Annotated in this window: 28 protein-coding genes; 24 read left to right on the forward strand and 4 right to left on the reverse strand. The window is 68.1% G+C overall.

Annotation, left to right across the window (positions count from 1 at the left end; translation table 11 throughout):
- Nucleotides 1–28: 28 nt before the first annotated feature.
- From purD to OG394_RS28755, 16 genes are all read left to right on the forward strand, one after another.
- Nucleotides 29–1,300, forward strand: coding sequence for a phosphoribosylamine--glycine ligase (gene purD / locus OG394_RS28680; RefSeq protein ID WP_328990221.1), 1,272 nt, complete (start codon nt 29–31; stop codon nt 1,298–1,300).
- A 60-nt stretch (nt 1,301–1,360) separates the two neighbouring features.
- Nucleotides 1,361–1,891: a SigE family RNA polymerase sigma factor gene (locus OG394_RS28685; RefSeq protein WP_328990222.1), complete on the forward strand. Its 531-nt coding sequence runs from the start codon at nt 1,361–1,363 to the stop codon at nt 1,889–1,891.
- 13 nt (nt 1,892–1,904) lie between these two features.
- A complete protein-coding gene (locus OG394_RS28690; protein ID WP_328990224.1) occupies nt 1,905–2,993 on the forward strand; it encodes a hypothetical protein in 1,089 nt (362 codons plus the stop codon).
- A gap of 70 nt (nt 2,994–3,063) precedes the next feature.
- Nucleotides 3,064–3,588, forward strand: a complete 525-nt coding sequence (locus OG394_RS28695) for a SigE family RNA polymerase sigma factor (protein WP_328990225.1) — start codon at nt 3,064–3,066, stop codon at nt 3,586–3,588.
- Entirely contained in the window at nt 3,585–4,646 is a 1,062-nt protein-coding gene (locus OG394_RS28700; protein WP_328990226.1) for a hypothetical protein, read from the forward strand. Before OG394_RS28695 ends, OG394_RS28700 begins: the two co-directional genes overlap by 4 nt.
- Nucleotides 4,647–4,711: 65 nt before the next feature.
- Nucleotides 4,712–5,224 (forward strand): SigE family RNA polymerase sigma factor, encoded by a 513-nt coding sequence (locus OG394_RS28705; protein ID WP_328990227.1) that lies wholly within the window; start codon nt 4,712–4,714, stop codon nt 5,222–5,224.
- An 11-nt stretch (nt 5,225–5,235) separates the two neighbouring features.
- Entirely contained in the window at nt 5,236–6,249 is a 1,014-nt protein-coding gene (locus OG394_RS28710; protein WP_328990228.1) for a hypothetical protein, read from the forward strand.
- Nucleotides 6,250–6,309: 60 nt separating this feature from the next.
- Complete coding sequence (gene purB, locus OG394_RS28715; RefSeq protein ID WP_328990229.1) at nt 6,310–7,755, forward strand: adenylosuccinate lyase; 1,446 nt, start codon at nt 6,310–6,312, stop codon at nt 7,753–7,755.
- Nucleotides 7,756–7,815: 60 nt separating this feature from the next.
- On the forward strand, nt 7,816–9,138 hold the full coding sequence (locus tag OG394_RS28720; protein WP_328990230.1) for an NACHT domain-containing protein: 1,323 nt from the start codon (nt 7,816–7,818) through the stop codon (nt 9,136–9,138).
- 22 nt (nt 9,139–9,160) lie between these two features.
- Entirely contained in the window at nt 9,161–9,790 is a 630-nt protein-coding gene (locus tag OG394_RS28725) for a hypothetical protein (protein ID WP_328990231.1), read from the forward strand.
- Between the two features lie 13 nt (nt 9,791–9,803).
- Nucleotides 9,804–10,163, forward strand: coding sequence for a hypothetical protein (locus tag OG394_RS28730; protein WP_328990232.1), 360 nt, complete (start codon nt 9,804–9,806; stop codon nt 10,161–10,163).
- Nucleotides 10,160–10,549, forward strand: coding sequence for a hypothetical protein (locus tag OG394_RS28735; protein ID WP_328990233.1), 390 nt, complete (start codon nt 10,160–10,162; stop codon nt 10,547–10,549). The genes OG394_RS28730 and OG394_RS28735 overlap by 4 nt, the downstream gene beginning before the upstream one ends.
- Before the next feature lie 52 nt (nt 10,550–10,601).
- Nucleotides 10,602–11,840: a bifunctional glycosyltransferase family 2/GtrA family protein gene (locus OG394_RS28740; protein ID WP_328990234.1), complete on the forward strand. Its 1,239-nt coding sequence runs from the start codon at nt 10,602–10,604 to the stop codon at nt 11,838–11,840.
- Nucleotides 11,837–13,843 (forward strand): glycosyltransferase family 39 protein, encoded by a 2,007-nt coding sequence (locus tag OG394_RS28745; protein ID WP_328990235.1) that lies wholly within the window; start codon nt 11,837–11,839, stop codon nt 13,841–13,843. Before OG394_RS28740 ends, OG394_RS28745 begins: the two co-directional genes overlap by 4 nt.
- Before the next feature lie 14 nt (nt 13,844–13,857).
- Complete coding sequence (locus tag OG394_RS28750) at nt 13,858–14,292, forward strand: hypothetical protein (RefSeq protein ID WP_328990236.1); 435 nt, start codon at nt 13,858–13,860, stop codon at nt 14,290–14,292.
- A 201-nt stretch (nt 14,293–14,493) separates the two neighbouring features.
- Nucleotides 14,494–14,931, forward strand: coding sequence for a hypothetical protein (locus OG394_RS28755; protein ID WP_328990237.1), 438 nt, complete (start codon nt 14,494–14,496; stop codon nt 14,929–14,931).
- A 9-nt stretch (nt 14,932–14,940) separates the two neighbouring features.
- Here OG394_RS28755 and OG394_RS28760 read toward each other — a convergent pair whose 3' ends face one another.
- Nucleotides 14,941–15,525, reverse strand: a complete 585-nt coding sequence (locus OG394_RS28760) for a TetR/AcrR family transcriptional regulator (protein ID WP_328990238.1) — start codon at nt 15,523–15,525, stop codon at nt 14,941–14,943.
- 46 nt (nt 15,526–15,571) lie between these two features.
- On the opposite strand from OG394_RS28760, the gene OG394_RS28765 reads away from it, so the two are divergent.
- Nucleotides 15,572–16,663, forward strand: coding sequence for an FAD-dependent monooxygenase (locus tag OG394_RS28765; RefSeq protein ID WP_328990239.1), 1,092 nt, complete (start codon nt 15,572–15,574; stop codon nt 16,661–16,663).
- A 113-nt stretch (nt 16,664–16,776) separates the two neighbouring features.
- Here OG394_RS28765 and OG394_RS28770 read toward each other — a convergent pair whose 3' ends face one another.
- The 3 genes from OG394_RS28770 to OG394_RS28780 form a co-directional block, all read right to left on the reverse strand.
- On the reverse strand, nt 16,777–17,274 hold the full coding sequence (locus OG394_RS28770) for a hypothetical protein (RefSeq protein ID WP_328990240.1): 498 nt from the start codon (nt 17,272–17,274) through the stop codon (nt 16,777–16,779).
- A gap of 69 nt (nt 17,275–17,343) precedes the next feature.
- Nucleotides 17,344–17,850, reverse strand: a complete 507-nt coding sequence (locus tag OG394_RS28775) for a hypothetical protein (RefSeq protein WP_328990241.1) — start codon at nt 17,848–17,850, stop codon at nt 17,344–17,346.
- 44 nt (nt 17,851–17,894) lie between these two features.
- On the reverse strand, nt 17,895–18,587 hold the full coding sequence (locus OG394_RS28780) for a CDP-alcohol phosphatidyltransferase family protein (protein WP_328990242.1): 693 nt from the start codon (nt 18,585–18,587) through the stop codon (nt 17,895–17,897).
- Nucleotides 18,588–18,778: 191 nt separating this feature from the next.
- On the opposite strand from OG394_RS28780, the gene OG394_RS28785 reads away from it, so the two are divergent.
- The 7 genes from OG394_RS28785 to OG394_RS28815 all read left to right on the forward strand — a co-directional run bounded on the left by OG394_RS28785 (nt 18,779) and on the right by OG394_RS28815 (nt 26,548).
- Nucleotides 18,779–19,816, forward strand: coding sequence for a Vps62-related protein (locus OG394_RS28785; RefSeq protein ID WP_328990243.1), 1,038 nt, complete (start codon nt 18,779–18,781; stop codon nt 19,814–19,816).
- 129 nt (nt 19,817–19,945) lie between these two features.
- A complete protein-coding gene (gene purS, locus OG394_RS28790) occupies nt 19,946–20,197 on the forward strand; it encodes a phosphoribosylformylglycinamidine synthase subunit PurS (RefSeq protein ID WP_328990244.1) in 252 nt (83 codons plus the stop codon).
- Nucleotides 20,194–20,865, forward strand: coding sequence for a phosphoribosylformylglycinamidine synthase subunit PurQ (purQ, locus tag OG394_RS28795; protein WP_328990245.1), 672 nt, complete (start codon nt 20,194–20,196; stop codon nt 20,863–20,865). The genes purS and purQ overlap by 4 nt, the downstream gene beginning before the upstream one ends.
- Nucleotides 20,865–22,871 (forward strand): hypothetical protein, encoded by a 2,007-nt coding sequence (locus OG394_RS28800; RefSeq protein ID WP_328990246.1) that lies wholly within the window; start codon nt 20,865–20,867, stop codon nt 22,869–22,871. The genes purQ and OG394_RS28800 overlap by 1 nt, the downstream gene beginning before the upstream one ends.
- Nucleotides 22,868–25,129 (forward strand): phosphoribosylformylglycinamidine synthase subunit PurL, encoded by a 2,262-nt coding sequence (purL, locus tag OG394_RS28805; RefSeq protein WP_328990247.1) that lies wholly within the window; start codon nt 22,868–22,870, stop codon nt 25,127–25,129. The genes OG394_RS28800 and purL overlap by 4 nt, the downstream gene beginning before the upstream one ends.
- Before the next feature lie 75 nt (nt 25,130–25,204).
- The gene (locus OG394_RS28810; RefSeq protein ID WP_328990248.1) at nt 25,205–25,708 is read left to right on the forward strand and encodes a DUF1707 SHOCT-like domain-containing protein; all 504 of its coding nucleotides are present in this window, start codon (nt 25,205–25,207) and stop codon (nt 25,706–25,708) included.
- Between the two features lie 258 nt (nt 25,709–25,966).
- Nucleotides 25,967–26,548, forward strand: coding sequence for a GNAT family N-acetyltransferase (locus tag OG394_RS28815; protein WP_328990249.1), 582 nt, complete (start codon nt 25,967–25,969; stop codon nt 26,546–26,548).
- Nucleotides 26,549–26,572: the final 24 nt, after the last annotated feature.

Consider the following 26,572-nt stretch of genomic DNA (forward strand, 5'->3'; position numbering starts at 1 on the left):
GGTTCGCGAACCGATAGGCTCCTGGCCTGTGAAGGTTCTTGTCATCGGTACGGGTGGTCGTGAGCACGCGCTGGTCTGGGCACTGAGCCAGGACCCGAATGTGGAGCAGGTGGTCGCGGCTCCGGGCAATCCCGGTATCGCCGCCCTCAAGCCCGAGGCGGGCCAATCGATCGAGTGCCGCCCGGTCGACGTCGCGGATCACGCGGCCGTCGTCGCGCTGGCCCAAGAGCTCGGCGTGGACCTGGTCGTGGTCGGGCCCGAGGCGCCGTTGGTCGCCGGGTTGGCCGACCCGCTTCGCGATGCGGGGATCGCCGTGTTCGGGCCGTCCAAGGACGCCGCCCAGATCGAGGGTTCGAAGGCCTTCGCGAAGGACGTGATGGCCGCCGCGAGCGTGCCGACCGGTCGCGCCTACGTCTGTACGACGCCCGCGCAGGCCGCCGAGGCGATCGACGCGTTCGGTCCGCCGTACGTGGTGAAGGACGACGGGCTCGCCGCCGGTAAGGGCGTGGTGGTGACGTCCGACCGCGAGGAGGCGCTTGCGCACGCAGCCGCCTGCGAGCAGGTGCTGATCGAGGAGTTCCTGGACGGCCCCGAGGTGTCGTTGTTCGCGATCTCCGACGGCCTGACGGTGCTGCCGATGCAGCCGGCCCAGGACTTCAAGCGGCTCGGCGACGGCGACGAGGGCCCGAACACGGGTGGCATGGGCGCGTATACGCCGCTGCCCTGGGCCCCGGAGAAGCTGGTCGAAGAGGTCACCGAGAAGGTGCTCCAGCCGACCGTGGACGAGTTGCGCCGCCGCGGTACGCCGTTCGTCGGCCTGCTGTACGCCGGGCTCGCGCTGACCTCGCGGGGTATCCGGGTGATCGAGTTCAACTGCCGCTTCGGTGATCCCGAGACGCAGGCGTTGCTGCCGCTGTTGAAGACGCCCATCGGTGGCGTGTTCCTGGCTGCGGCGACGGGCAAGCTGGCCGACTGCACGCTGAGCTGGCGCGCCGGCTCGTCCGTGGCTGTGGTGATCGCCGCCAAGAAGTACCCGGAGAAGCCGCGCAGCGGGGACGTCATCACGGGTATCGCCCAGGCCGAGGCGGACGGCGTTCAGGTCTTCCACGCTGGTACGGCGGTCGAAGGCGACGACGTGGTCACCGCCGGAGGTCGAGTGCTGGCCGTTTCGGCGACCGGGAAGGACCTGGACGACGCTCGCCGGCAGGCCTACGCCGGAATCGGCCAGATCCGGATCAAGGGCAGCCAGCACCGTACCGATATCGCCCTCAAAGCGGCTCGCGGAGAAATTTCCATCTAAGGAGCAACCTTCCGCCCCCTGACCCCCGTCATTTGTACGACGGAGGGTGAGAGGGGGGTGATGACGTCCGACCGGGACCGCGAGTTCGCGGAGTTCGTGGCCGTGTCGTCCGTGGCGCTACAGCGGACGGCGTTCCTGGTGTGCGCGGATCGGGACCACGCGGCGGATGCGGTTCAGGAGGCGCTGTACCGGTTGTACGTGTCGTGGCCCAAGTTTCAGCGGGCCTCGAACCCGATGGCGTATGCCCGTCGCGCGGTGGTGAACGCGGCGGTCGATGCCGGTCGGCGGCCCTGGCGACGGGAGCGGGTGGTCGGCGAACTGCCCGAAAGCCCGTCCGAGGACAGCACCGGACGGCATGCGGTCCGCGACGAGCTGCTCAGCGCGCTGCGGGCGTTACCACCGCGCCGCCGGGCCTGCGTTGCCCTGCGGTACTACGAGGACCTGACGATCGAGGAGACCGCCGACATCCTCGGTTGCTCGATCGGCACGGTGAAGAGCCAGACCGCCCGTGGACTGGAGACATTGCGAAAGACCTTGATCGCCCAACGGACCCAAGAGTTACAGCCCACACCGATCGCACCGAACAGATGACAGGAGGGAGATCGTGAGCGACACCGACGACGAAATCCGCACTCTGCTGCGGCAGATGGCCGACGACGAGGAGTTCGAGCCGGTTCCCCTCGTGCCGCTGATGACCCGCGGCCGGCGCGGGCTGCTCCGGCGCCGCGTCTTCTCCGCGGTCGTGGCCGGCGCCGCCGTGGCCGCGATCGTGATGGCGGCGGCCACCCTGCCGAATCTGGCCGTCCGGCAGGAGCCGCCCGCGGCCGCGTCGACCCGCCTGGCCGGTACGGCGCCAGGGGATGCCGCGCTCGAGCCGGTCTCGATGACCGAGGCGTTGCGCCGCTGCCGGCTGCAGTGGACCGCGATCTCCGGCCGCGATGTCGGCACCATCACCATGTGGAAACCTTCGAATGCCAGCCAGGTCGTTGGTCAGGTGCAACCCGGCCGGGTGAAGACCGTCGTCGACTCGCAGATGCAGACCTTCTCCTGTCTCGTGCCCGGTGACTACGACCCCCCGGCGGCCGAGCTCGCGGTGGCTTCCCGTGATAGCGCTTTGCCGACCGACGACGCAGGGCTACTGCGGCGCTGCTCGACCTCTTTCTGGCATGACCTGACCGGCTGGAGGGTGGTCGCCCGCAAGGTCGACGCCAACACGCTCGCCCAGGCCGTGGCCATCTCGCCGTCGCAGCGATACGTGGCGCACTGCACGGTCGGGGGGCCGGCCGTTCGCGAAGCGGTGTTCAACGAGCCGGCGGAGCGACCGGCGATCGAGTCCGTCCTCGTCAATCAGTCGACCATGAAGGACCCTCGCACTTTTGCGGCCTCCGCCCTGGCCGGCATGGTCTTCGGCATCCAGGCCGGCTCAGGCTGTGCCGCCGGAGCCCGGTCGCCGTGCAGCTCCTGGGTGTTCTACGGCTCCGGCCGGACGTCCGCGCAGGTCGCCCGGATGCAGCTCCAGACGGGTGCCAAGGTGGAGTCGATCGAGGTGACCGACGGCTGGTTCGCCGTGGCCTTCGAGCTCGCCGTGACCGATCGCAGCGGTCGCCCGGGCAAGATCGGCCCGCTCACCGCCTTCGACAGCAAGGGCGTCCCGATCAGCGCGGTCACCTACATCTCGGTCCTGACCGGGTAGTCCGGCGCGGATTCCAACCTGCGGGCCGTCGGCGTCGTCCTAAGGAGTGTGAAGACCGCAGGAGGTGGCGATGGCCCGCCGTGATGACAGCGCGTACGTCGACTTCGTCAACGCGGCGAGCCGGTCCCTGCGTCGTACGGCCTATCTGGTCTGCGGCGACTGGGGCCTCGCCGAGGACCTGGTCCAGGACGCGCTGCTCAAGTTGTACGTCGCCTGGCCGCGAGTGGCGAACTCGGAAGGCGTTCACGGTTATGCCCGGCGGACCGTCGTGAACGTGGCGATCGACGCGGGCCGGAAGAGCTCGAAACTCGGCCGTACCTCGGGGGAGATCCCCGAACTGCCCGACGGCCACGACGCGGTCGGCGCGTTCGACACCCGCACGGTGGTGATGGCGGGACTGCGCGAGCTGCCGCCGAAGGCTCGCGCGTGCGTCGTACTGCGGTATTTCGACGACCTGTCGGTGGAGGAGACCGCCCGCATCCTCGGCGTCACCGCCGGCACGGTGAAGAGCCAGACTTCGCGCGGCCTGGAGCTGCTGCGGACAACACTCGAGCGTGGTGGGGTCGCTCTCGAACCGGTGGGAGACGGCAGATGAGCCCCGATATCCGCGAGCTGTTCGATACCGCGGCCGACGATTCCGGCCGCGATGACTTCGACGCGAACGCCCTGGTCAGTCGTGGCCGCCACAAGGTCCGCACCCGGCAGGCCGTCGCAACCGTGGGCGCGGCCGCCGTACTCGTAGCCGCGATTGTCGGTGCGAGCCAGCTGCCACACCTCTCGGCCGACGGCCCGGTGCCACCTGCCGACACCCCGTCCGTGCCGGTGCCCGTGCAACCTACGACCACGCCGCCGGGCACTCCGTCGACCAAGCCGACGGGCATCAGCTCGGCTACCGGTGCCGTCGTACTCAAGAAGCTCTCGTATGCCGAGGGCGTCCGCCGCTGCAAGATCCGGATGGGCGCGGAGTACGGCGACCAGGGCGCCAAGCCGAACCCGGGCGAGCCGATCGACAACAGCACCGGGGTGCAGTTCGGGATGTACGTCACGGACCTGCTGCGGATGAAGCTCACCGACGGCAGCGAGGCCTATTGCTCGGTGCCGGGCACGACCACGCCTGGTTACGAGGGTGAGCCCAAGACCGAGCCGCGATTCGCCTGCGGCATGCTCACCTGGCTCGAGCTCTCGAGCTGGAAGTTCGCCTGGCAGCGCGACGGACAAGGTGGTTTCACCGCGACGCTGATCTCGCCGGATCGCAAGGCCGTGCTGCTCTGCGATCAGGACGGCGAGGGCGCGACCCGCGAGAAGTCGACCGCTTTCCCCAACGCGTACGTGTGCACGTTGTACGGCCCGGCCTCGGGGCAACGAGTCGGTTCCGCGCCCAACGGCGTGGTCGGTTGTGCCATCGACGGCACGCCGATCCGCTCGCTGGGCGCGGTCAAGGCCGGGCGCCCGTTCTGGGGTGGCGGCGGTGTCGCGGCCGAGGGCGCCGTTCGGTACGTGCTGCTAGCGGGCAACCGGCAGCTGGCCGAGGTCCCGGTGACCAACGGCGTCTACGCGATGCGGGTCTGGCTGCCCAAGGGCGTCAGCGAAGCGAGCGAAGTTCGCGCCTACAACGCCGCCGGCCAGGTGGTAGACACGTACATGCCGTTCTAAGACCCGATGCAACCTCGGTCGCGCCCGTCTCCGTATTGAGGGAGACAGAGGAGAGTGGAGGCGCGATGCCGGATCGAGACCGGGAGTACGTCGAGTTCGTCGAGGCGGTGGGTGGCACGCTGCGGCGCACGGCGTTTCTCGTCTGCGGTGACTGGCATCGCGCCGACGACATCGTCCAGGACGCGCTCTACAAGCTGTACCTGTCCTGGCAGAAGGTGGACCGGCGGGGCAACGTCCTCGCCTACGCCCGCCGGACGGTCGTCAACGCGGCGATAGACAACGGTCGGCGCCCCTGGCGCCGGGAGGTGCCGACCGAACAACTGCCGGACCGGGTCGCGGTCCACAGCGATCCGGCCGTGGCCCAGGCCGCACGCGGTGAGTTGCTCGCCGCCCTCGCCGCGCTGGGGCCGCGCCAGCGGGCCTGCGTGGTGCTGCGGTACTACGAGGATCTCTCGATCGAGGAGACCGCCGGGATCCTCGGCTGCTCGCAGGGCACGGTGAAGAGCCAGACCGCTCGCGGGCTCGACGCCCTCCGTCACGCCATTTCCCAGACCCGGCCGATCGGCCGGACCTCGTGAAGGAGACGCAGATGTACGACGACAAGGAGCTCGGCGCCGAACTCCAACGCCTGGCAGGCGAAGACCCGCTCGCGCCGATCGACTCGCAGCAACTGCTCACCCGTGGCCGGCGCGGCCGCCAGCGTCGCCGGGTGCTGGGGAGTGCGGGACTGGCCGCCACCGTGGCCGTCGCCGTGGTGGGCGCGAGCCTGGTGCCGGACATCGGCCAGGCTGGTCGCGACGGTGATCCGATCGCCGGCAATTCCGCGACGCCCAGCGCCGGGCCGGACTTCACCCCCGTGCCAGGCGTGCCGAGGGGTGACGCCGCCATCGAAATGACGAAGAAGGAAGCCGAGCGGCGGTGTGGTATCCGGACCGGCGTCACCAGGGAACTGGCCAACTACGCGCCCCCGTTCAAGGTCGGCGAGACGGTCGGCAACGCAGTGGCGGGAGACCCGGCGCCTGGTCCGTACGAGTGCACCGTGCCCGGCGACTCCCGGCCATCAGCCGCGGTCATCGCGAAGGCGGTCAACGACCCGACGCCCGCCGACAAGGCCGGCCAGCTGCGGAACTGCTCGGTGCTGTTCTGGCACGACATGTCCGACTGGAATGTCGTCACGACGGAGACCCTGAAGGGCCAGGGGACCGTTCTGGTAGCGCTGTCGCCGTCCGGCCGGCACGTGGCGCTGTGTGAGCTCGGGCCCAAGTTCGATCCGAAGAACGGCTGGCCGGTGGGCTCAGGTCCGGCCATCTTCCGCACCTCGCTGTACGCGCGGAACAAGCTGCAGTACTTCGGCGAGGCCGGACACCGCGGTGATGCCGGGGGCTGCACCGCGAATTGCGTCGGCTGGGTCTACAAGGACTCTGGCCGGGTGACGTCCAACATCGTCCGGATCCGGCTGACCGCTCCGAACGGGCGGACGCACGACATCAAGGTCGTCGACGGGTGGTACGCGCTCTCCTGGGCGAACGGCGACCCGCAGGCCCGGAACGGTGGCACGGTGAAGGCGTACGACAAGAATGGCAACGTAGTGCTGGCCCGTTGACGGTGACGGCCCGGACTCGAGGAGCCCGGGCCGTCGGCCTGTCGGGGGCGGTGAGGGACAATGGGGTACGTGCCGACTTCGAGTAAGCCTCAGATCCCGAACGTGCTCGCCTCGCGGTATGCGAGTTTGACGATGGCCGAGCTGTGGTCGCCGGAGCACAAGATCGTGCTCGAGCGGCAGCTTTGGCTGGCGGTGCTGAGCGCCCAGAAGGACTTCGGGGTGGCGGTGCCGGACGGCGTGATCGAGGACTACCAGCGGGTGCTGAACGAGGTCGACCTGGAGTCGATCGCCGCCCGCGAGCGGGTCACCCGGCACGACGTGAAGGCCCGGATCGAGGAGTTCAACGCGCTCGCCGGGCACGAGCACGTGCACAAGGGCATGACCAGCCGGGATCTCACCGAGAACGTCGAGCAGTTGCAGATCCGCGCGAGCCTGGCGCTGGTCCGGGACCGCGCCGTCGCGACCGCCGTACGGCTCGCGCAGAAGGCGGCGGACCACGCGGCGCTGGTGATGACGGGCCGCTCGCACAACGTGGCCGCGCAGGCGACCACCCTGGGCAAGCGGTTCGCGTCCGCGGCGGATGAGCTGCTGATCGCGATCGCCCGGGTGGACGAGCTGCTCGAGCGGTATCCGTTGCGCGGTATCAAGGGCCCGGTCGGTACGTCGCAGGACATGCTCGACCTGTTCGGCGGCCAGGAGAAGAAGCTGGCGGGCCTGGAGTCCGAGGTCGCGCAGCACCTCGGCTTCCGGCGGACGATGACCAGCGTCGGCCAGGTCTATCCGCGTTCGCTCGACTTCGAGGTCGTCTCGGCGCTGGTCCAGCTCTCGGCCGGCCCGTCCAGCCTCGCCACCACGATCCGGTTGATGGCCGGGCACGAGCTGGTCACCGAGGGCTTCAAGGAGGGCCAGGTCGGGTCGTCGGCGATGCCGCACAAGATGAACACCCGGTCCTGCGAGCGGGTGAACGGTCTCGCCGTCATCCTGCGCGGATACGCCTCGATGGCCGGCGAGATGGCCGGTAACCAGTGGAACGAGGGTGACGTCTTCTGCTCGGTGATCCGCCGGGTCGCGCTGCCCGACGGGTTCTTCGCGCTGGACGGTCTGTTCGAGACGTTCCTGACCGTGCTGGACGAGTTCGGCGTCTACCCGGCCGTGATCGAGCGTGAGCTCGAGCGGTATCTGCCGTTCCTGACCAGCACGAAGATCCTGATGGCCGCGGTGAAGAACGGGGTCGGCCGGGAGACCGCGCACGAGGTGATCAAGAAGCACGCCGTGCAGATGGCCCTCGATCTGCGCCAGGGATCCGACGAGAACGACCTGTTCCGGCGCCTCGGCGAGGACGGCGGCCTCGGCCTGACCGAACAGCAGATCGTCGACATCGTCGGTGAGCCGCTGTCGTTCACCGGTGCGGCCGTCGCGCAGGTCAACGAGGTCGTCCGCCGGGTCGACCAGCTGGCCAAGCGTTACCCCGAAGCAGCGGCGTACAACCCGGGCGACATCTTGTAGTCTGCCAACCCTCGATCTGAGGGGGCGGCGTTGATCCAGCGAAACGCACGATTCATCGCAATGGCCGTCGCCCTGCTCAGCCTGGGCCTCTTCGCGCTGGTGATCCGGGGCCTCGATCGCGGCTGGCTGAACAACACCGCGGCGATCCTCGCCCTGGTCTTCGCGTTCGCGGCCGCCTCGATCCAGCTGCTCAGCCTGCGCCGGATGAGCCACGCCGAAACGACGTCGACGCTGGAACGCGTCTACCTCGCTGAGGTCATCCGCCGCTTCGGCCCCAACACCCGTACGTCGAACCGGCGGCCGGTCGAGCTCGAAGTGCGCGGCACGGGCGAGCCCCTCACGGAGGGGGCACTGGCCGCTCGACTCGTCGCGCCCGGCGTCCGTGTGGCCGTACTGGTCGCACCGCGCGGCGGCGGCAAGACCTCGCTGCTGCGGCACTTGGTCGCCGTGCTGGCCGCTGACCGTCAGCACGGTACGGCGGGGAGCCGGCTGCCGATGTTGGTCTGGACCCGGGACTGGTCGATCGAGGGCCAGACCTTGACGGAATTCCTCGCGCGGGAGTCCGGCGTACCGGCCGACGTCATCGAGCGCTGGGCCGCGAACGGGTCCTTGCTGGTGATGGTCGACGGTCTGGACGAGCTGGAACCGATCGAGCGTAGTGCGGCGATGCGCCAGGTGTTGCGGTTCCGCGAGACCTATCCGGATGCGAAGGTGCTGCTGAGTGATCAACGGCCGGTGAACCTTCAGCCGGATTTGGTGGTGGAGATCAAGGCGATCAGTCCGGCCGAGGTCGAGGACTGGCTGACGAACCTCGCGCCCGGCACCGTCCAGCAATGGCCGGGCGTGGCTGTCGGCGGGCCGCTGAGGATGCCGACAGACGATGAGGAAGCGGACGAGTCGCCCTATTCGCCGCAGGAGATCCAGTACGAGGCGGCCTATCGGCGGGCCCCGTTGCTGCCGCCTGGCAGAGATCTAGAGCTCTTACTGGCTGTTGGCGACGGCCAAGGCGTCGTCGATCGGTTCGAGCGCTGGCTGGCGGGGCGTTCGCCCGAGATGGTTGTTGCGCTCGCTCGGCAACTGATACCGGTTCTACTGGAGCGTGGTGACGTCTCTGCGGCCGCGAAGGTTCAGCATCTGGCCATGGGCATCTTCAAGGAGCCCTCGGAGCAGACGCAGCTACCGACGGTCGACGACCTCTCTGCCGACGAGAAGCGCGTGTACGCCGTACTGAGGGTCTCTGTCGCGCAGGACCTCGCACAGGTCGCCAGTGGGGCTGGTCTGCGTCCGTCTGCCACTGATCGGGCACTTCAGTCTCTTGTCCAAGCAGGTCTCGCCACTGTCAGTGGAGACCGCTACCGGCTGACACTCGAGTCGGGACGCTGACTTGTCCGCCGCTTGGCCCTGGGTGGCCGCACTGCTGTCTGCCGGCGTGGCATTCCTCGAGCTACACGTCCAGAAGCGCAAGCCGCTCTCTTGGCGCGCGACGCACTGGATCCTGCTCCGCCTGGCCGCAGACGGTGTAGCCGGGTACCTCGCCTACACGTTGCTGGAGTTCGCCTTCGGTGACCTGGACTGGTTCGGCAGCATCTGGTCCGCGCTGGTCGCAGGACTGGTCGGTCCGGCGCTACTGCGGTCGCAGCTCAGTCTGATCGGCTCTGGCGACGAGACCTCCGCAGGACCGGCCGTGGTCTTCCGCCGACTTCAGAGATACGCCGACGAGGCAGTCGACGACATTGGCGCGAATGCCCAGTCCAAGTGGATCCACAGCAAGGTCCTCCCAGTGCTGGACCGCCCCGGCAGCCTGGACTACCTGGTACAACGTGCCGACGACTACCTGGCCCAACTCGATCGACTCGACCAGGTCGTCCGGGACGCCAAACGCGAGCAGATCCGGCAGGCGGCGGCCGACGACACCAACGACGCCCTGAAGAGCCGGGTCATCGTGCAGATCCTGCTGGACCTCAAATGCCAGCGAGCCGTCCGCAGCATCGTGGCCGACCTCCGCAAAGCACCCGCCATGGCGGGGAGGGGCTAAGCTCCGTTTCGCCATGAACGATGTTCTCTCGATGACGATCGTCATCCTCGCGGTGCTCGCGGCGGTTTTCGCCCTGGTGCTGGCGGCCCTGAACCGCCGGATCAACTGGTGGCTGCTCGGCTTCCTCGGCGTGGTCGAGTTGGCGCTGGTGGTCCAGTTCGTCGTCGGGACGGTCCAGCTGATCCGGACCGACCAGGACATCTCCGGCATCATCTTCGTCGGCTACCTGATCGGCACGCTCGCGGTGCTGCCGCTCGGCGCGCTGTGGGCCCTGGCCGAGAAGAGCCGATGGGGTGCGGGTGCACTCGCTGTCGCCTGTCTGGTCGTACCGGTCCTGATCCTGCGACTCAACCAGATCTGGATCGCTGGATGACGTCCACTCGCAGTGGGCCCGGCCGGGTGCTGATCCTGGTGTACGGCGTCTTCGCCGTCTCCGCGACCGCCCGGGCCGGCGTACAGATCGCCACCGACTTCGGTAAGGCCCCAGTGGCGTATCTGCTGTCGGCGTTCGCGGCGGTCGTCTATTGCGTCGCCACCTTCGGGTTGGCCCGGTCGACGTCGGTGTCACGCCGGCTCGCGTTGGTGGCGATCCTGATCGAGTTGGCCGGCGTGGTCGGTATCGGCGCGTTCAGCTACGCCGTACCGGAGGATTTCCCGGACGCGACGGTGTGGTCCCACTTCGGCCAGGGCTACGGCTATGTGCCGCTGGTGCTGCCGATTCTCGGGCTGTTCTGGCTACGGAGAAGTACTCCCAGCTAACTGCCAGGCGCATCGATGGGCCGGTTCAGGTTGAGCCGACAGCATCGGTGCCATGCAGATTCCAGCTCATCCCCGGGTCGAGATCGTCGTACCCGTTCGCAATGAGGAGACTGATCTCGGCCCGAATATCCGGCGGCTGCGAGCCTTTCTGGACAGCTCGTTCCCGTTCCCGGCCGTGGTCTGTATCGCCGATAACGGCAGCACCGATGGCACCTGGTCGATCGCCTCGGACTTGACGGCCGAACTGGCCGGCGTTCGCGCGGTCCGGATCGACCAGCCCGGTCGGGGCCGCGCCTTGAACGAGGTCTGGTCCGCCAGTGACGCGGACATCCTCGCCTATATGGACGTCGACCTGTCGACGCATCTCAACGCGCTGCTGCCGTTGATCGCACCCCTTGCCGCCGGCCACAGTGATGTTGCCATCGGCACCCGTCTGGCCCGTGGTTCGCGCGTCGTACGACAGCCGAAGCGCGAGGTCATCTCTCGTGGCTACAACCTCTTGTTACATGGAGCATTGGGCACGCACTTCTCGGATGCGCAGTGCGGGTTCAAGGCGATCCGGGCCGATGTCGCCAAGCATCTGTTGCCGTTGGTCCAGGACACCAGTTGGTTCTTCGACACCGAGCTGCTGGTGCTGGCGGAACGAGCCGGTCTGCGCATCCACGAGGTCCCGGTCGACTGGATCGACGATCTCGACTCGCGGGTGGCGATCGCCAAGACCGTCTCCGAGGACCTGCGCGGTATCGCCCGGGTCGGCACCGACTTGGCCCGCAGTCGGATCCCGCTGGAGTCATTGCGGGAAACCTTCGGCCGGGCCGATCTGGTCGACCCGGCCGCAGCGAAGGCCGGTCTGCTCGGGCGGTTGGTGCGGTTCGGCTTTGTCGGTGTGCTCAGCACGATCGCGTACGCCCTGCTGTATCTGGTGTTGCGCGGAGTCGTGCCGGCGCAGACCGCGAACGTGCTGGCCTTGCTGGTCACGGCGATCGGCAACACCGCACTCAACCGGCGCCTCACGTTCGGCGTCAGCGGCAGATCCGGCCGGCTCAAGCACCAGCTGCGCGGATTGGTTGCCTTCGGCATCGGTTGGAGTCTGACCGCGTCCTCGTTGTGGTTGCTCCATGCCGTTGTGCCCGTGCCCGAACGCTGGCTGGAGATCGGCATCCTCACGCTGGCGAACCTGGTCGCGACGGTGGTCCGGTTCAGCCTCTTCCAGGCCTGGGTGTTCTCGTCCGGGCCGGCCATTCCTGTTACAGACAAACCTGTTCTCGTCGAAACCCGGAGTACGTTATGAGCACCCTGACCGATCCAGCCGCCATCCCGCAGGGCGCGGCACCACCAGCGAAACGGACACTCGCTCTGCCGTACGTCGCGGGCCGCGCCGGAGCGGCGTACGTCGGACTGCTGGTCCTCACCGCTTTCGCCTATCTGTGGACACTTTCCCGCAACGGCTATGGCAACGAGTACTACGCGGCCGCCGTACAAGCCGCCTCGACCAGTTGGAAGGCCTGGTTCTTCGGGTCGTTCGACGCGTCCAGCTTCATCACGGTGGACAAGACGCCCGCATCCCTTTGGGTGATGGGTTTGTCCGGCCGGATCTTCGGGTTCAGCAGTTGGAGCATGTTGGTCCCGCAGGCGTTGATGGGGGTTGCGACCGTCGCCTTGGTGTACGCCGCGGTCCGCCGCTGGTTCAACCCGAACGCGGCACTGATCGCCGGAATCGCGATGGCCGTGTCACCGGTCGCCGTACTGATGTTCCGCTTCAACAATCCGGACGCGTTGCTGGTGCTCCTGCTGGTCGCCGGGGCGTACGCCGTGATGCGGGCGATCGACTCGGCCAAGCGCTCGGTCTGGTGGATGACGCTCGCGGGGGTGCTGGTCGGACTCGGCTTCCTCACGAAGATGCTGCAAGCCTTCCTGGTGCTACCCGCCTTCGGACTGGCGTACCTGATCGCGGGACAGCCCAAGCTGTTGACGCGGATCTGGCACAGCCTGGCGGCGGTCGGCGCGATGATCGCCGGCGGTGGTTGGTGGATCGCGATCGTGGAACTGCTCCCGGCCTCGGCTCGTCCGTACATCGGTGGTTCGCAGAACAACAGCATCATCGAATTGACCCTTGGCTACAACGGCCTCGGCCGGTTGACCGGTAACGAGACTGGCTCGGTCGGCGGCGGCACGGGTACCGGCGGTTGGGGTGGTGCGACCGGTCTGCAGCGGTTGTTCGGTGGCGAGTTCGGCAGCCAGATCGCGTGGTTGTTGCCTGCGGCCCTTATCGCCACGATCGTGCTGGTGGCCGCCGCTGGACGCGCGCCGCGCACCGACAAGACCCGGGCGTTCGTCATCCTCTGGGGTGGCTGGCTGCTCGTTACTGGTCTGACGTTCAGCTACATGCAGGGGATCATCCACAACTACTACATGATCGCGCTGTCCCCGGCGATCGCCGCGTTGGTCGGACCGGCTTCGGTCATCCTCTGGCGGCGTCGCTCCGAATGGTTGCCGCGAGCAACCTTGGCCGGAACGGTCTTGCTGACGGCGGGTTGGGCGTTCAGTCTGTTGGCTCAGGCGTCCACTTGGAACCCGTGGCTTCGGTACGTCGTACTCGCCGCCGGGCTGATCGGGGCGTCCCTCGTGCTGCTGCTTCCCGAACTGGAGAAGAAGGAGTCCCGGTCCAAGCTGGTACGACGTGGCGCCTTGCTGACTGTCGCGTTGATCGCGATCAGCGCGTTGTCCGGGCCGACGGCGTACTCCGTTCAGACGATCGGTTCCGCTCATGCCGGGGCGATTCCGACTGCCGGACCGTCGACCGGAATGGGTCGGGGCGGCGGCATGCGGATCTTCCGCGAAGGCCCGCCGCCTGGTGCTACCGGTACGACTGGCGCGCCTGGCACGACCGCGCGTGATGGTGGTGGCACCGGACGTACTAGTGGGTTCCTTGGTGGCGGCGGGACCAGCAACGTGTCGAGTGAGCTGGTCACGTTTTTGCAGCAAGGCGCCAACGGCTACACCTGGGCGGCCGCGGCCGTGACCTCCAATGCCGCGGCACCTCTCCAGCTCGCCTCCGGCGTACCGGTGATGTCGCTCGGCGGCTTCAACGGAACCGACCCGGCGCCGACGCTGGCGCAGTTCCAGGAACTGGTTGCCCAGGGCAAGGTGCACTACTTCGTCGGCTCGGCCGGCGGGATGGGCGGCGGCATGGGCGGCGGGCGCGGCACCTCGAGCGAGATCTCGACCTGGGTCACGGAGAACTTCACCGCCCAGACCGTCGGCGGCATGACCGTCTACGACCTGACCAAATGAGTAAGGAGCATTCAGTGAGCGTCCAGCGACCCCCGGCCCGCGACGAGTCGGTCAACCCGGCCCGGCCCGAGATGATCTACGGCCCGACCCAGGAACCCCAGCCAGAGGCACAGGCAAACCCGCAGCAAGCCCAGGCCGCGCCGCAGCCGCCGTCGGCCTCGCCGCCGCCGCAGGAGCCCAAGGCTGAGCGGAACAACCTGGCCATCGCGGGCGCCGGCGGCATCCTCGCCATCCTCGCCTTCGTGGCAGGCACCGCCGTCGGCCACGCCTGGGAACCCACCCCCGCAACCCAAACGGGCGGCCCCGGCGGAATCCAGATCGGCCCCGGCGGCGTCCCACCCAACGGCGTCCCACCCAACGGCGTCCAGCCCAACGGCGGCCAGCAAAACGGCGGCCAACCGAATGGCCAGCAAAACGGCGGCCAGCCGAACCAAGGCCCCGGGCAGTAACCCCGTCCGCGAGTGGTCACATCTGGTCCACCCAGTCGGCTCCTGCCGAATCGCCGCTGGGACCAGAAGAGACCACTCGCGGACGGGGTTATCCACAGGGGCGGGGGATGAGGATGTTGCTCTTATCCCCTAATTCGGGTGGGGGCCAAGGGGTGGTGGGCGTTAGATAGGCAACACGCTTCGGCATTCTGCCGTTCGGAGGTGTACGGCAAGATGCTGCTGGTGGACTGGTCGAATGTGACCTGGTTGCTGACCGGCCTCGGGGCAGTGGTCGTGCTGCTCACAAGGGTCAGACTCGGCGGCGGCGCAGAGCGTCGTCGCAGCAGTGGCGTGGCCGGTGTCGCCTCGGGCCTGGTCGGTATGCACACGACCTTCGGCGTTCTGGCCCTCGTGCTGTGGGTCGCCGCCCTGGTCACCACACGGGACCTGATCGTGTACGCCGCGCTGGCCGCCTGGTGGATCGTCGTCGTCATCGGCCTGCTCCTACTCGCCCGCTGGCTGCCATCCGCGGGCCGCCATGCCGAAGGGACCGCCGCCGATGCCTGGGGCTCAGGCGCCGGCCTGTCCGCACTCGGCCATATCGGCATGCTTGTCGGCGTCTGCTATTTCACCTTCGTAGCCCTCACAGACCGCCTCTGACCTGCACCTTTAAGCGGTAAGGCCGACCAGCAGTGCGGTGATCGCCGCCCGCGTAGCCGACTCGAAGTCCGCCTGCGGCACGGTCGAACCAGCCCCGGCCACCCGGTCGTACATCAGCCCGTCGAGCATCGCCGCCACCGGCCAGGCCACGGCCTCCGCGTTCGGCACACCGTCGGCTTTGAGCAGCTCAGCCAACCCCGAACGAAGTCGGCTGCCACCCTCGATCAAGACGGCCTGGAACGCCGGCTGACGGTTCGCCTCCAGGGACATCTCGTACCGCGCGAGCAGCTCCTCCCGCCGATTGCCGATGAGATCCAGCACCATGCCGACCAGCAGGTCGACCGTAGAAGTCCCGGCCGGCACAGCCGTCTGCGCGGCCAGATCGCGCTCGAGCATCCGGTTCACGCACGCGCCGAGCAACGCCTCCCGCGTCCGCAGGTAGTACGACGTGGAACCCGGCGGCAGACCGGCCTCGGCATCAACGGCGCGATGCGTCAGCCCCTTCAGCCCTCGCGTCGCCACCAGGTGAATCGCCGCATCCGCGATGACATCCCGCCGCTCCGCACCCAACGGCACCCGCTCTTTGTGAGCCACGGAACGAACTCTATCCCACCACCCTCTACGGATGTAGAGTCCAAGTATGAGCGAGCGGACAGCGGTAGTGGTCGGGGCGGGGATCGGCGGCGTGACGGCCGCTGCGGCGTTGGGTCAGCTGGGTTGGCGCGTCACCCTGCTGGAGCGGGCGCCCGAGTTGGGCGAGGTGGGCGCGGGAATCTCGGTCTGGCCGAACGCGATCAAGGTGCTCGACGGCCTCGGCGCCACGAAGTACCTCGGCGACGCCGGGATCGACGCGATTCAGGGCGGTCTGCGCCGGCCGGACGGGAAGTGGTTGGTCCGCGTCAGTGGCGCGGTGATGGAGGCGCCGATGATGGTCCACCGTGCCCGCCTGCATGACGCGATCACGGCCACCTTCGGCCCGACCGTCGAGACCCGGACCGGCGTGACCGTCGCCCGGGTGGCGCAGACGCCGTACGCCGCGACGGTGGTGAGCGAGGCGGGGGAGGAGTTCACGGCAGACCTGGTGGTCGCGGCCGACGGCTTGCGCAGTGTCGTCCGTACGGCGCTCAACCCCGCGCATCCCGGCCCGCGCTACTCCGGCTACACCGCCTTCCGCGGCATCTCCGAGGTCGATCGCCCGGACGACGGGGGTGAGACGTGGGGGCGCGGATACCGCTTCGGGTACCTGCCGCTCGTCGACGGACGCGTCTATTGGTACGCAACGGCGACGGCACCCGAGCAAGCGTCACTGGCGCCCGTGACCGAGCTCTTCCAGGACTGGCATGACCCGATCCCGGCGATCATCGGCAAGACGCCGCCGGAGGCCGTTCTGCGCAATGACGTGTACGACCTGGCGCTGCCGTTGCCGCCGTTCGTCCAAGGCCGCGTGGTGCTGCTCGGCGACGCCGCCCACGCGATGACGCCGAACCTCGGCCAAGGCGCCTGCGCCGCCATCCAGGACGCCGGCGTACTCGCGGAGGTGCTCGAGCGGTACGGCGACCAGGCCGTCGCGCTCGCGTCGTACGACCGGATCAGGCGAGCCGCGACGACGAAGCTGATCCGCCGCTCACGCCAAATGGGCGTACTCGGCCAACTCAGCAACCCGTTCGCCACCCGCTCCCGCGACGCCGTACTCACCCTTGTCGGCCAAGCCCTGCGCCTGAAGCGGACCTAGGCCTCCCCTTCTTTGTGTTCATTCGTCGGAATCCGCCCTCCAGGCAGCCGGACCCGCACAGGACGGCGGCGAGGAGAGGGCGGATTCCGACAAATGAACACAAAGAAAGCGCGTTAGAAGGCGGCGATGCCGATGGCGATGAGGACGAAGCGGGCGGCGCGGCCTACGAAGACGGCGACGCCGAAGCCGACGACGCGCATTCGGCTGGCACCGGCGAGCAGGGATACGGCGTACAGGGGTGGCAGTCCGGTGAAGGAGCTGAGCAGGGTCACGGGCAGGCCGTACCGGGCGTCGCTCAGGGCGTCGAGCAGACGTTTACTGGCCGACCGATAGCTCTGCACCAGCCGTCCCCAGCGGCTGTCGAGGTTGACGCCCTTCGGTTCCTTGCGGGAGCGACGGCTGGTGTAACCGGGTCGATAGCGGACCGCGAGGAACATGCCGATCTTGCCGATGGTCTGCCCGACCGAGATGCCGATCGCGGCGGTGATCGGGTCGAGGGCACCCGAAACACCAGCGCCGAGAATGTACGCCTCGGCGCTGAGAACGGGGATGACGGCGGACGCGATCCCGAACCCGGTCGCGAGTAACGCCTGCCAAAGCCAGTCGGCCATGGGAACCAGTGTGCGGTAAGAAGTTTGTTGCATCAGGCACCGGGCCGGATAACCCGGGGCGATTCAGGGTCAGAAGGCGGAGACCCCTAGGGCCAAAAGGGCGAATCGCCCGACCCGGCCGACCAGCACGGTGATGGCGAAAACGAGTACGCGCATCCGGCTCGCGCCGGCGATCAGCGCCACGGCGTACAGCGGGGGGAAGCCCGCGAACGCGCTCAACGCGACCACCGGTACGCCGTACTTGGCGTCCCCGATCAGGTCGAGCAACTTCTTCGCGGCACGCGTCGACTTGTCCCTGAATCGGCCCCACCTGGTGGTGAGGTTCGGCTCCTTGGGCGCCTTGGACTTGTGCTTGGCGGCCCAGTCCGGGCGATACCGGACGGCGAGGAAGAGCACCACCTTGCCCATGCCCTGGCCGACGCCCACGCCGATCGCCGCGACGACCGGATCGAGCGCGTGCGAGACACCGACGCCGACGATGTACGCCTCGGCGTTGAGGACGGGGATGACGGCCGAACCGATCCCGAATCCGATCGAGAGCAGCAGCTCCCAGATCCACCCCAGCGCGTCCCCCATTCGGCCGAGGCTACCCGGCTAAGGGAGCGATCCCCGGCGAATCGTCAGCGCTGGAAGATCTTGCCGCCGCCCGGGGCCGGCTGGATCGCGCCGGTCAGGATCCGGATCAGCCGAACGAGCGAGACGATCTTCAGGATCACGATCAGCCCGGCGATGGTGTACGGGATGACCATCAGGTCCCAGCGGTAGCCGACGATCAGCGTGATGATGACCCCGGCGGTGTTGACGGCCTTGCCCGCGCGCGACCAGTTCCACAGGTAGATCGGGCGATCGACCTTGTAGAAGTAGTTCGGGCTGAGCGTCGACGGCCAGAGCAGGAAGGCCAGTGACAGCATCGTGTCGAGCACCGCGAACTGGATCAAGTAGACCGTCAGGGGCCCGACGACCTCGGGATAGGTCGCGATGAACGCCCCGGCCAGCAGCAGCGTGCTCGCCCGGTCGCAGACGATGTCGAAGACGGCACCCAGCAGGCTCTCCTGCTTGCGCCAGCGGGCCCACTCGCCATCCAGGGAGTCGCCCGCCCAGTACACGACATACCCTACGACGAGCCACTGCCAAGTGCCGGAGTGGAACGCCCAGGCCGCCACCACCATCGCGATGATCGTGCGCACCACGGTGATCAGGTTCGGCGCGGCCAGCACCAGGTTGAGCGGCACATGCGCCAACTCCGGCTTCAGCACCAGTGGCGTCGTCGCCTGCTCGTCCGGACTCGGCTCCGGGCGCGTCGTACCCACCATTGCGCCTCCAATCAGCCGGGTCCGTCGCCCAGACGGTACCTCCTAGTAGGTCCGCGACCCTAACCGCGGGCGGTCTGCCACTTCGTGCAATCGGGTTGCTCGTTCCTGCAAAAAAGCTGCGCGAAAGCCGGTCGCGGAATCACTCTGACGACTACCGGAAACGGTTTCCGGGATCGGCGTTGGGAGTTCGGATGACGGTACGAAATGGGAGGCGCTGGCGGGCATTGGCCGCGCTGGCGATCGCGGGTACTTTGGCCGGTACGACCGGTCTTGCCACCGCAACCGGGGCGGAGGTTCGGACCGACTCGGAGGCGGTCAGCACCCCGCAGAGCGCTACTACGTTCATGGCCGATCGGCGCGGTGATCTCGAAGGTGGGACACGTACGGCAGCGGCGGCGTACTGGGTTCAGTTCGCGCCGTTGGTCTATCTGGCCGCCGGTGACAAGAACTACCCGATGTCCGCGGAGAGCTTCATCAACCTCGCGGCGCTGCGCTGGTCCCACGATGACGGCTGTTCGGACGACCAGCTCGTCCGCTCGGGCAGTATCAACTCGGCCACTCTGCGCAGTGGCGGCTACAAGCATCAGGGCAAGGGTGGTTCGCCCGGGTGCAGGCACGGCGGTACGGTTTACAACAGCGCCGGCCGGGTCCGTCCGTACGACCTCGCGAACAACTCCAACGAGGGCATGTTCCTCGAGATCGCCAACGCCCACCGTGGTGGTTCGGGCGTACGGTCACCGATCTACGTGGACTACGTCGCGCGGTCTCACATCACCTACTGGTTCTTCTACGGCAACAACGACAGCCCGGCGCCGAAGATCGCTGACCACGAAGGCGACTGGGAGCGGATCGTGCTCAGGCTGAACTCGAGCAACCTCCCGGATCGGGTGGCCTTCTACAAGCACAACGGCACTTGCTGGCTGTCGTGGCGCTCGGTCCAGCGGACTGGCACGCATCCCATCATCTACTCGGCCAAGGGAACGCACGCGAGCTACTGGAAGGTCAAGAACAACTGGCCGTTGCCGTTCGGCGCGGTGGACGTGACCAGTAAGGGCTACCAGTGGAAGACCTGGGCGGTCTCCAGCTACGCGGTCCGCTCCCGCCCCTGGTACGGCTACGGCGGCGGCTGGGGCGAGGTCGGCGCCAACCGCGACAGCACCGGCCCAGTCGGCCCGAGCGTCTACAAGGGCCACGAGCCCAACTGGAACAACATCCCCGCCTGCGCCTGACCTGAGCGGTGGGCGGGCCACTGCGGGCCCCGCCCACCGTCTGGACTACACCGATGTGGGGGTGGTAGAGGGAGATCGGTAGGATTCGGCGTGTCTGTTCGTGTCAGCGGTCGAACCCAGGAGTAGTCAGTGGCCCGCGTTGTCGTCGACGTCATGCTCAAATCAGAGATCCTCGACCCCCAGGGCAAGGCGGTGCACGGCGCATTCGGCCGGCTCGGCTTCGAGGGTGTCGCCGATGTCCGTCAGGGCAAGCGGTTCGAGATCACCCTGGACGGTGAGGTCACCGAGGACAGGGTGGCCGAGATCCGCAAGGCGGCGGAGACGCTGCTCGCCAACCCCGTGATCGAGGACTTCGAGGTCCACGTCGAGGCGGACCAGTGAAGATCGGCGTAGTCACTTTCCCGGGCTCGCTGGACGACGCCGACGCCCGCCGCGCGGTCGCGCTGGCCGGTGGCGAGGCCGTCGCGCTGTGGCACGCGGACGCCGACCTGCACGGGGTCGACGCCGTCGTACTGCCAGGTGGTTTCTCGTACGGCGACTACCTGCGCGCCGGCGCCATCTCCCGCTTCGCGCCGGTGATGACCACGATCATCGAGAAGGCCGGTCAGGGGATGCCCGTGCTGGGCATCTGCAACGGCTTCCAGGTGCTCTGCGAGTCGCACCTGCTGCCCGGCGCCCTGATCAAGAACAATCACCGCAAGTTCATCTGCAAGGACCAGGTTCTGCGGATCGAGAACAACCAGACCGCCTGGACCACCGGCTACGACGCCGGCCAGGAGATCACCATCGTGCTGAAGAACCAGGACGGCGGTTTTGTCGCCGACGAGACCACCCTGGACCGGCTCGAGGGTGAAGGCCGGGTGCTCGCGCGCTACGTCGGTGACAACCCGAACGGGTCGTACCGCTCCATCGCCGGGATCACCAACGAGCGCGGCAACGTGGTCGGCCTGATGCCGCACCCGGAGCACGCGATCGAGCCGCTGACCGGTCCGGGCACGGATGGCCTGGCCTTCTTCACCTCGGTGCTGAAGGCCGTCGTCGCCTCCTGATGACCTTGTTCTCGCGTCCGAGTCACCGGCGCCCTTTGCTTTGGGCACTGGTGCTCGGCGCTTTGGCTCTCGCCATTCCCCAGACGGCCACAGCGGCCGACCCGGAGAAGCTGGTCGTCATCGGCGTCTCCGGGCTCCGGTGGTACGACGTCGAGGCCTCGCCGGAACTGACCGGCCTGATCGACGACGCGGACGTGGCGTCGATCTCTGTGAAGTCGTCCACCCAGCAGACCTGCCCCTTCGACGGCTGGCTGACCATCAGCGCCGGCACCCGCGCTTGGGGTACGTCGAAGGGCGAGAGCTGTCCCGCGTTGCCCGCGCCGGTCGACGGCAGACTTCCCGACTGGCAGAAGTACGTCGATACGCAGATCGAGCACAGCACCAGCGCGCAGCTCGGCAAACTCGGCACCTACTCCAGCATTTGCGGCTTCGGCCCCGGCGCTGCGCTGGCAGTTGCCGATAGCAAGGGCCTGGTCGACAACTGGCAGCCCACCTTCGTCCCGTCGGACTTGGCCAATTGCCAGTCGGCCATCATCGACGGCGGCATCATGCCGCTGCGCGAAGGCCGGGACGAGGCCCGCACCAAGCTCGCCGTACTGGTTGAGCAGATTCGGGCGACCGGCGCGCAGGTGCTGCTGATCGGTGTCTCCGAGGAGCAGGCCGGTGCGCATCGCGCCGTCCAGGTCGCGCTGCGGATCCCGGCCGCGGGCGACGACCCCCGCTGGCTGACGAGTGGTTCGACCCGTCGGCCCGGCCTGATCCAGCTCGCGGACATCACCGAGACCCTGTTGCGGACGTCGACGGCCACTATCAAGGAACCGCCGGACGGTGGCGTACTGACGGTCACCGGCTCGACGCACAACGACGCTGCCGCGGTGATCGAGGATCGCCTGGACACGAACCAGCGGTTCGACCAGCCGCGCAAGATCCTGACGCTGGTCGGCATTTCGCTCGTGCTGCTGCAACTGGCCGCGATCGCCTGGTTCAAGTTCCGCCCGTCGCGGACCTCCCGCGCGGTGCTGGTCGGTTCGTTGCTCACCCAGTGCGGGTTCTTCTCCGCCGTCTTCCTCGCCACCGTCACGAACTGGTGGCGTTTCCCCGAGGCCGGTCTCGCGTTGTACGTCGCCGTGATCGGGATAGCCGCCGGCCTCGTCGGTCTGAGTTTCGCGGCGCTACGGCGTAATCTCGCGCTCGGTCTCGCGCTCGCGGCGTACCTCACTCTGGTTGTCGATGGCGTGCTCGGTACGCCGATGCAGGTCGGCAGCATGTTCGCCGACGGCCCGGTCATCGGCGGCCGGTACTACGGTTTCGGCAACTCGACCTTCGCCGCCTTCGCGGTCGCCACCCTCGTACTCGCCTATGCGGCCGGCCGGCGTTTGCTGGCCAAGAGTCGCACGCAGGCTGCCGCGGCGGTGCTCGCGATCGGAGGCCTCGCGATCATCGTCGAGGGCGTGCCGGCCTGGGGTGCCGACTTCGGCGGGGTGATCGCGCTGACGCCCGCCGTACTGCTGCTGACCTGGATCACCTGGCGCGGCAGCATCTCGTGGCGTGCCCTGCTCGGTCTCGGTCTGACCGGGTTCGTCGCGGTGGCGGCCTTCGCGCTCGCCGACTACGCGCGTCCGGCCGATGAGCGCAGCCACTTCGGCTCGTTCGTGGCTCGCCTGCTCGACGGCGACGCCGGGGACGTATTCGTCCGGAAGATCCGGATGGCTCTCGGCCCGCTGCACACCGTCGGCGGCTGGATCATGCTGCTGGCGGTCGTACTCGCACTGATCGCCTGCCTCGCGCCACAGAAGGTGCCCTCGGCAACCTTCCGCGCGTACGTCGAGAACGATCAACTGGTCCGGCCCACCCTGCTCGCGCTCGCCGTCTGCGGTTTCGTCGGCATGGTGCTGAACGACGCGGGTGTCACCGTGCCGGCCATCATGATCGGTTTCGCCCTCCCTCTGGCCATAGCCCACCTAGTTGCCCAAGGCAATGGAATAGCGAAGGACACTGCCCCGTGAGTACCGACACCGTCAGCAATGCGACCAGTACGCCGGACGTCGAGCAGCCGTGGGCCGAGCTCGGGCTCAAGCCGGACGAGTACCAGCGCATCCGCGACATCCTGGACCGGCGGCCGACCAGCTGCGAACTGGCGATGTACTCGGTGATGTGGAGCGAGCACTGCTCCTACAAGTCGTCCAAGGTGCACCTGAAGAAGTTCGGCGACATCCCGCAGGAGACGCCGGCCGGCAAGATGCTCGCGGGGATCGGTGAGAACGCGGGCGTGATCGACATCGGCGAGGGCTACGCCGTCACGTTCAAGGTCGAGTCGCACAACCACCCGTCGTACGTCGAGCCCTACCAGGGTGCGGCGACCGGCGTCGGCGGCATCGTCCGCGACATCCTGGCGATGGGCGCGCGCCCGGTCGCGGTGATGGACCCGCTGCGCTTCGGCCCGCTGGACGCGCCGGACACCAAGCGCGTGCTGCCCGGCATCGTCTCGGGCGTCGGCGGTTACGGCAACAGCCTCGGCCTGCCGAACATCGGTGGCGAGGTCGTTTTCGACTCGACGTACCTCGGCAACCCGCTGGTCAACGCGCTCTGCGTCGGCGTCATGCGGCACGAGGACCTGCACCTCGCCAACGCGACGGGTATCGGCAACCAGATCATCCTGTACGGCGCCAAGACCGGTGGTGACGGTATCGGCGGTGTGTCCGTGCTGGCCAGCGAGACCTTCGCCGACGGCGGTCCGACCAAGCGCCCGGCGGTGCAGGTCGGCGACCCGTTCATGGAGAAGCTGCTGATCGAGTGCACGCTCGAGCTGTTCGCCGCGGGCGTCGTCGAGGGCATCCAGGACCTCGGCGGTGCGGGTCTGTCCTGCGCGACGTCCGAGCTGGCAAGCGCCGGTGACGGCGGCATGCACGTCAACCTCGACAAGGTGCCGCTGCGGGATGCCTCGCTCGCGCCCGAAGAGATCCTGATGAGCGAGTCGCAGGAACGCATGATGGCGGTCGTGACGCCGGCCAACGTCGAGCAATTCCTCAAGATCTGCGAGAAGTGGGATGTCCAGGCCGACGTCATCGGCGAGGTCACCGACACCGGTCTGCTGCAGATCGACTGGCACGGCGAGCGCGTGGTCGACGTACCGCCGCGCACCGTCGCGCACGAGGGCCCGGTCTACAACCGCCCGTTCGCCCGGCCGGTCTGGCAGGACGCGCTGCAGGCCGACGGCGCCGAGAAGTTGCCGCGAGCAACGACCTCGGACGAGCTGCGGGACACGCTGCTCCAGCTGATCGCCTCGCCGAACCTGTGCGACAAGTCCTGGGTCACCGACCAGTACGACCGGTACGTGCTCGGCAACTCGGTGCTCGCGCAGCCCGAGGACAGCGGCATGATCCGCGTCGACGAGACCACCGGCCTCGGTGTGGCCGTCTCGACCGACTGCAACGGCCGCTTCGCCAAGCTCGACCCGTACACAGGCGCCAAGCTCGCGCTCGCCGAGTCGTACCGGAACGTCGCCACCACGGGTGCGCGTCCGGCCGCGGTGACGGACTGCCTGAACTTCGGTTCGCCGGAGGACTCGGGCGTGATGTGGCAGTTCACCGAGGCCATCCGTGGTCTGGTCGACGGCTGCATCGAGCTCGGCATCCCCGTCACTGGTGGCAACGTGTCGTTCTACAACCAGACGGGTGAGACGCCGATCCTGCCGACGCCTGTCGTTGGCGTGCTCGGTGTGATCGACGACGTGACCCGGCGTACGCCGATCGGCTTCACGGCCGAGATGGAAGGCCACCAGATCTACCTGCTCGGCGAGACGCGCGAGGAGCTCTCGGGTTCGGAGTGGGCCAACGTCGTCCACGGGCACCTCGGTGGGCTGCCGCCTGTCGTTGATCTGAAGGTCGAGCAGCAGTTGGCCGACATCCTGATCAACGCCTCGCGCGACGGCCTGATCGACGCGGCGCACGACGTCAGCGATGGCGGTGTCGCGCAGGTGCTGGTCGAGTCCGCGCTGCGCGGTGGTGTCGGGGCTCGCGTTTGGGCGCCGGACGGGCTGGACACGTTCCTCTTCCTGTTCGCGGAATCGGCCGGCCGCGCGGTCGTCGCCGTGCCTCGGACCGAAGAGGTCCGGTTCACCGACATGTGCACGGCTCGTCGCTTCCCGCACGCGAAGATCGGCGTGGTCACGGGTGACTCGCTCGACCTGCAGGACCACTTCTCGCTCTCGCTAACGGAGCTGCGCTCGGTGTGGAGCGCGACGCTGCCGGCCGCTCTCGCCTGATCGTTCCCCGGGCTTTCTCCCCTGCGGCCTGGCAAACTGCAGGGGAGGCTTGGTGGACGTGAGGCGGAGGTGGCAATGGGGGACAAAAAGCCCGTACGACAAGTGGCGGACTTGGCCGGGAAGGCGGCGGCCACTGGGCGAGAGGCCCGGGTCATCGCGGAGCAACGGAAGAAGCGGGCGATGCGCCTGACCGACGCCGAACGCGAGCTCTGCGTCGAACAACTAGCCGAGCAGTATGCCCTTGGCCGCCTCCAACGCGACGAGTGGGAAGAACGGCACGACCAGCTCACCCGCGTCGTCGTACACGCCGATGTCCCAGCCGTCTTCCAGGGCCTGCCGATGCCCGCCCTCTACGAACGCGAACGGGACAAACCCGCCCGCTGGCCCTGGGCCGTCGGTGTCGCTGTCGGCAGCCTGTCCGGCCCGTTCATCCTGGTCGGCCTGGTCCTCCTCGTCCTCGGCCGCGAAATCGGCGCCGCCATCTTCATCCTCCCGGCCCTGATCTGGATCCTCCTCACCGCCCGCTGGGCCTCCCGCCGCAGCCGCCGCCACCTCCCACCCAAACGCAAACCCCGCTGACGTTGAAGCCGGCCATCATGGCTCGCGCTCTCTCTTTCCTTTGCCTTGCCTTCCTTTGCCGCGAGTGGTCGCGTCTGAACCCGTCGGGTCTGGCGTTCCGCTCCGTTCACCAGCGCAGCCACCCCATCCGGCCTCGTTGAAGCGCTTCACCCCGACGCCCAGGCGGTGGGCTAGCCACGCTGACCTCTAACGAGCCGACGACGCGATCAGATGGGACCACTCGCGGAGAGGAAGGGACGGGCCTCGTAATCTGGGCGGGTGGCGACCACAGCAGATCAACGATCAGTCCCGGTTCTGCGGCTCGCGACGGCGGCCGATGCGGACGCCGTCGCCGAGCTGATGCGGGTTTCTACGCTCGAGCTCTTCCCGGCGTACTACGACGAGCAGCAGACGGCCAGCGCCGCGGTGCACATCGCGGTACTCGATCTGGCGCTGATTGACGACGGCACGTACTACGTGCACGAGGTCGACGGCGAGATCGTGGCCTGTGGCGGCTGGAGCCGGCGCAACAAGTTGTTCAACGCCACCACGGCCGGCGACAACTCGCGGCTGCTCGACCCGGCGACCGAGCCGGCCCGGATCCGGGCGATGTTCGTGCGCGCGGACTGGACCCGGCGCGGGCTCGGCCGGGCGATCCTCATCGCGTGCGTGGACGCTGCCCGAGCCGAGGGCTTCACCCAGTTGGCGTTGATGGCGACGCTGCCTGGCGTACCGCTGTACAAGTCGTTCGGCTTCACCGAGGTCGAACCGGTCGAACCGGTCGACCTGCCGATGCCCGACGGCGTCGTGCTCGGCGGCGTCGCGATGGAACGGCCCATCTCCTTGCCGCAAGACCGATGACCGCCGCTGAACTGAAGAACGAGG

It is taken from the genome of Kribbella sp. NBC_01245 (assembly GCF_036226525.1).
Lineage (GTDB): Bacteria > Actinomycetota > Actinomycetes > Propionibacteriales > Kribbellaceae > Kribbella.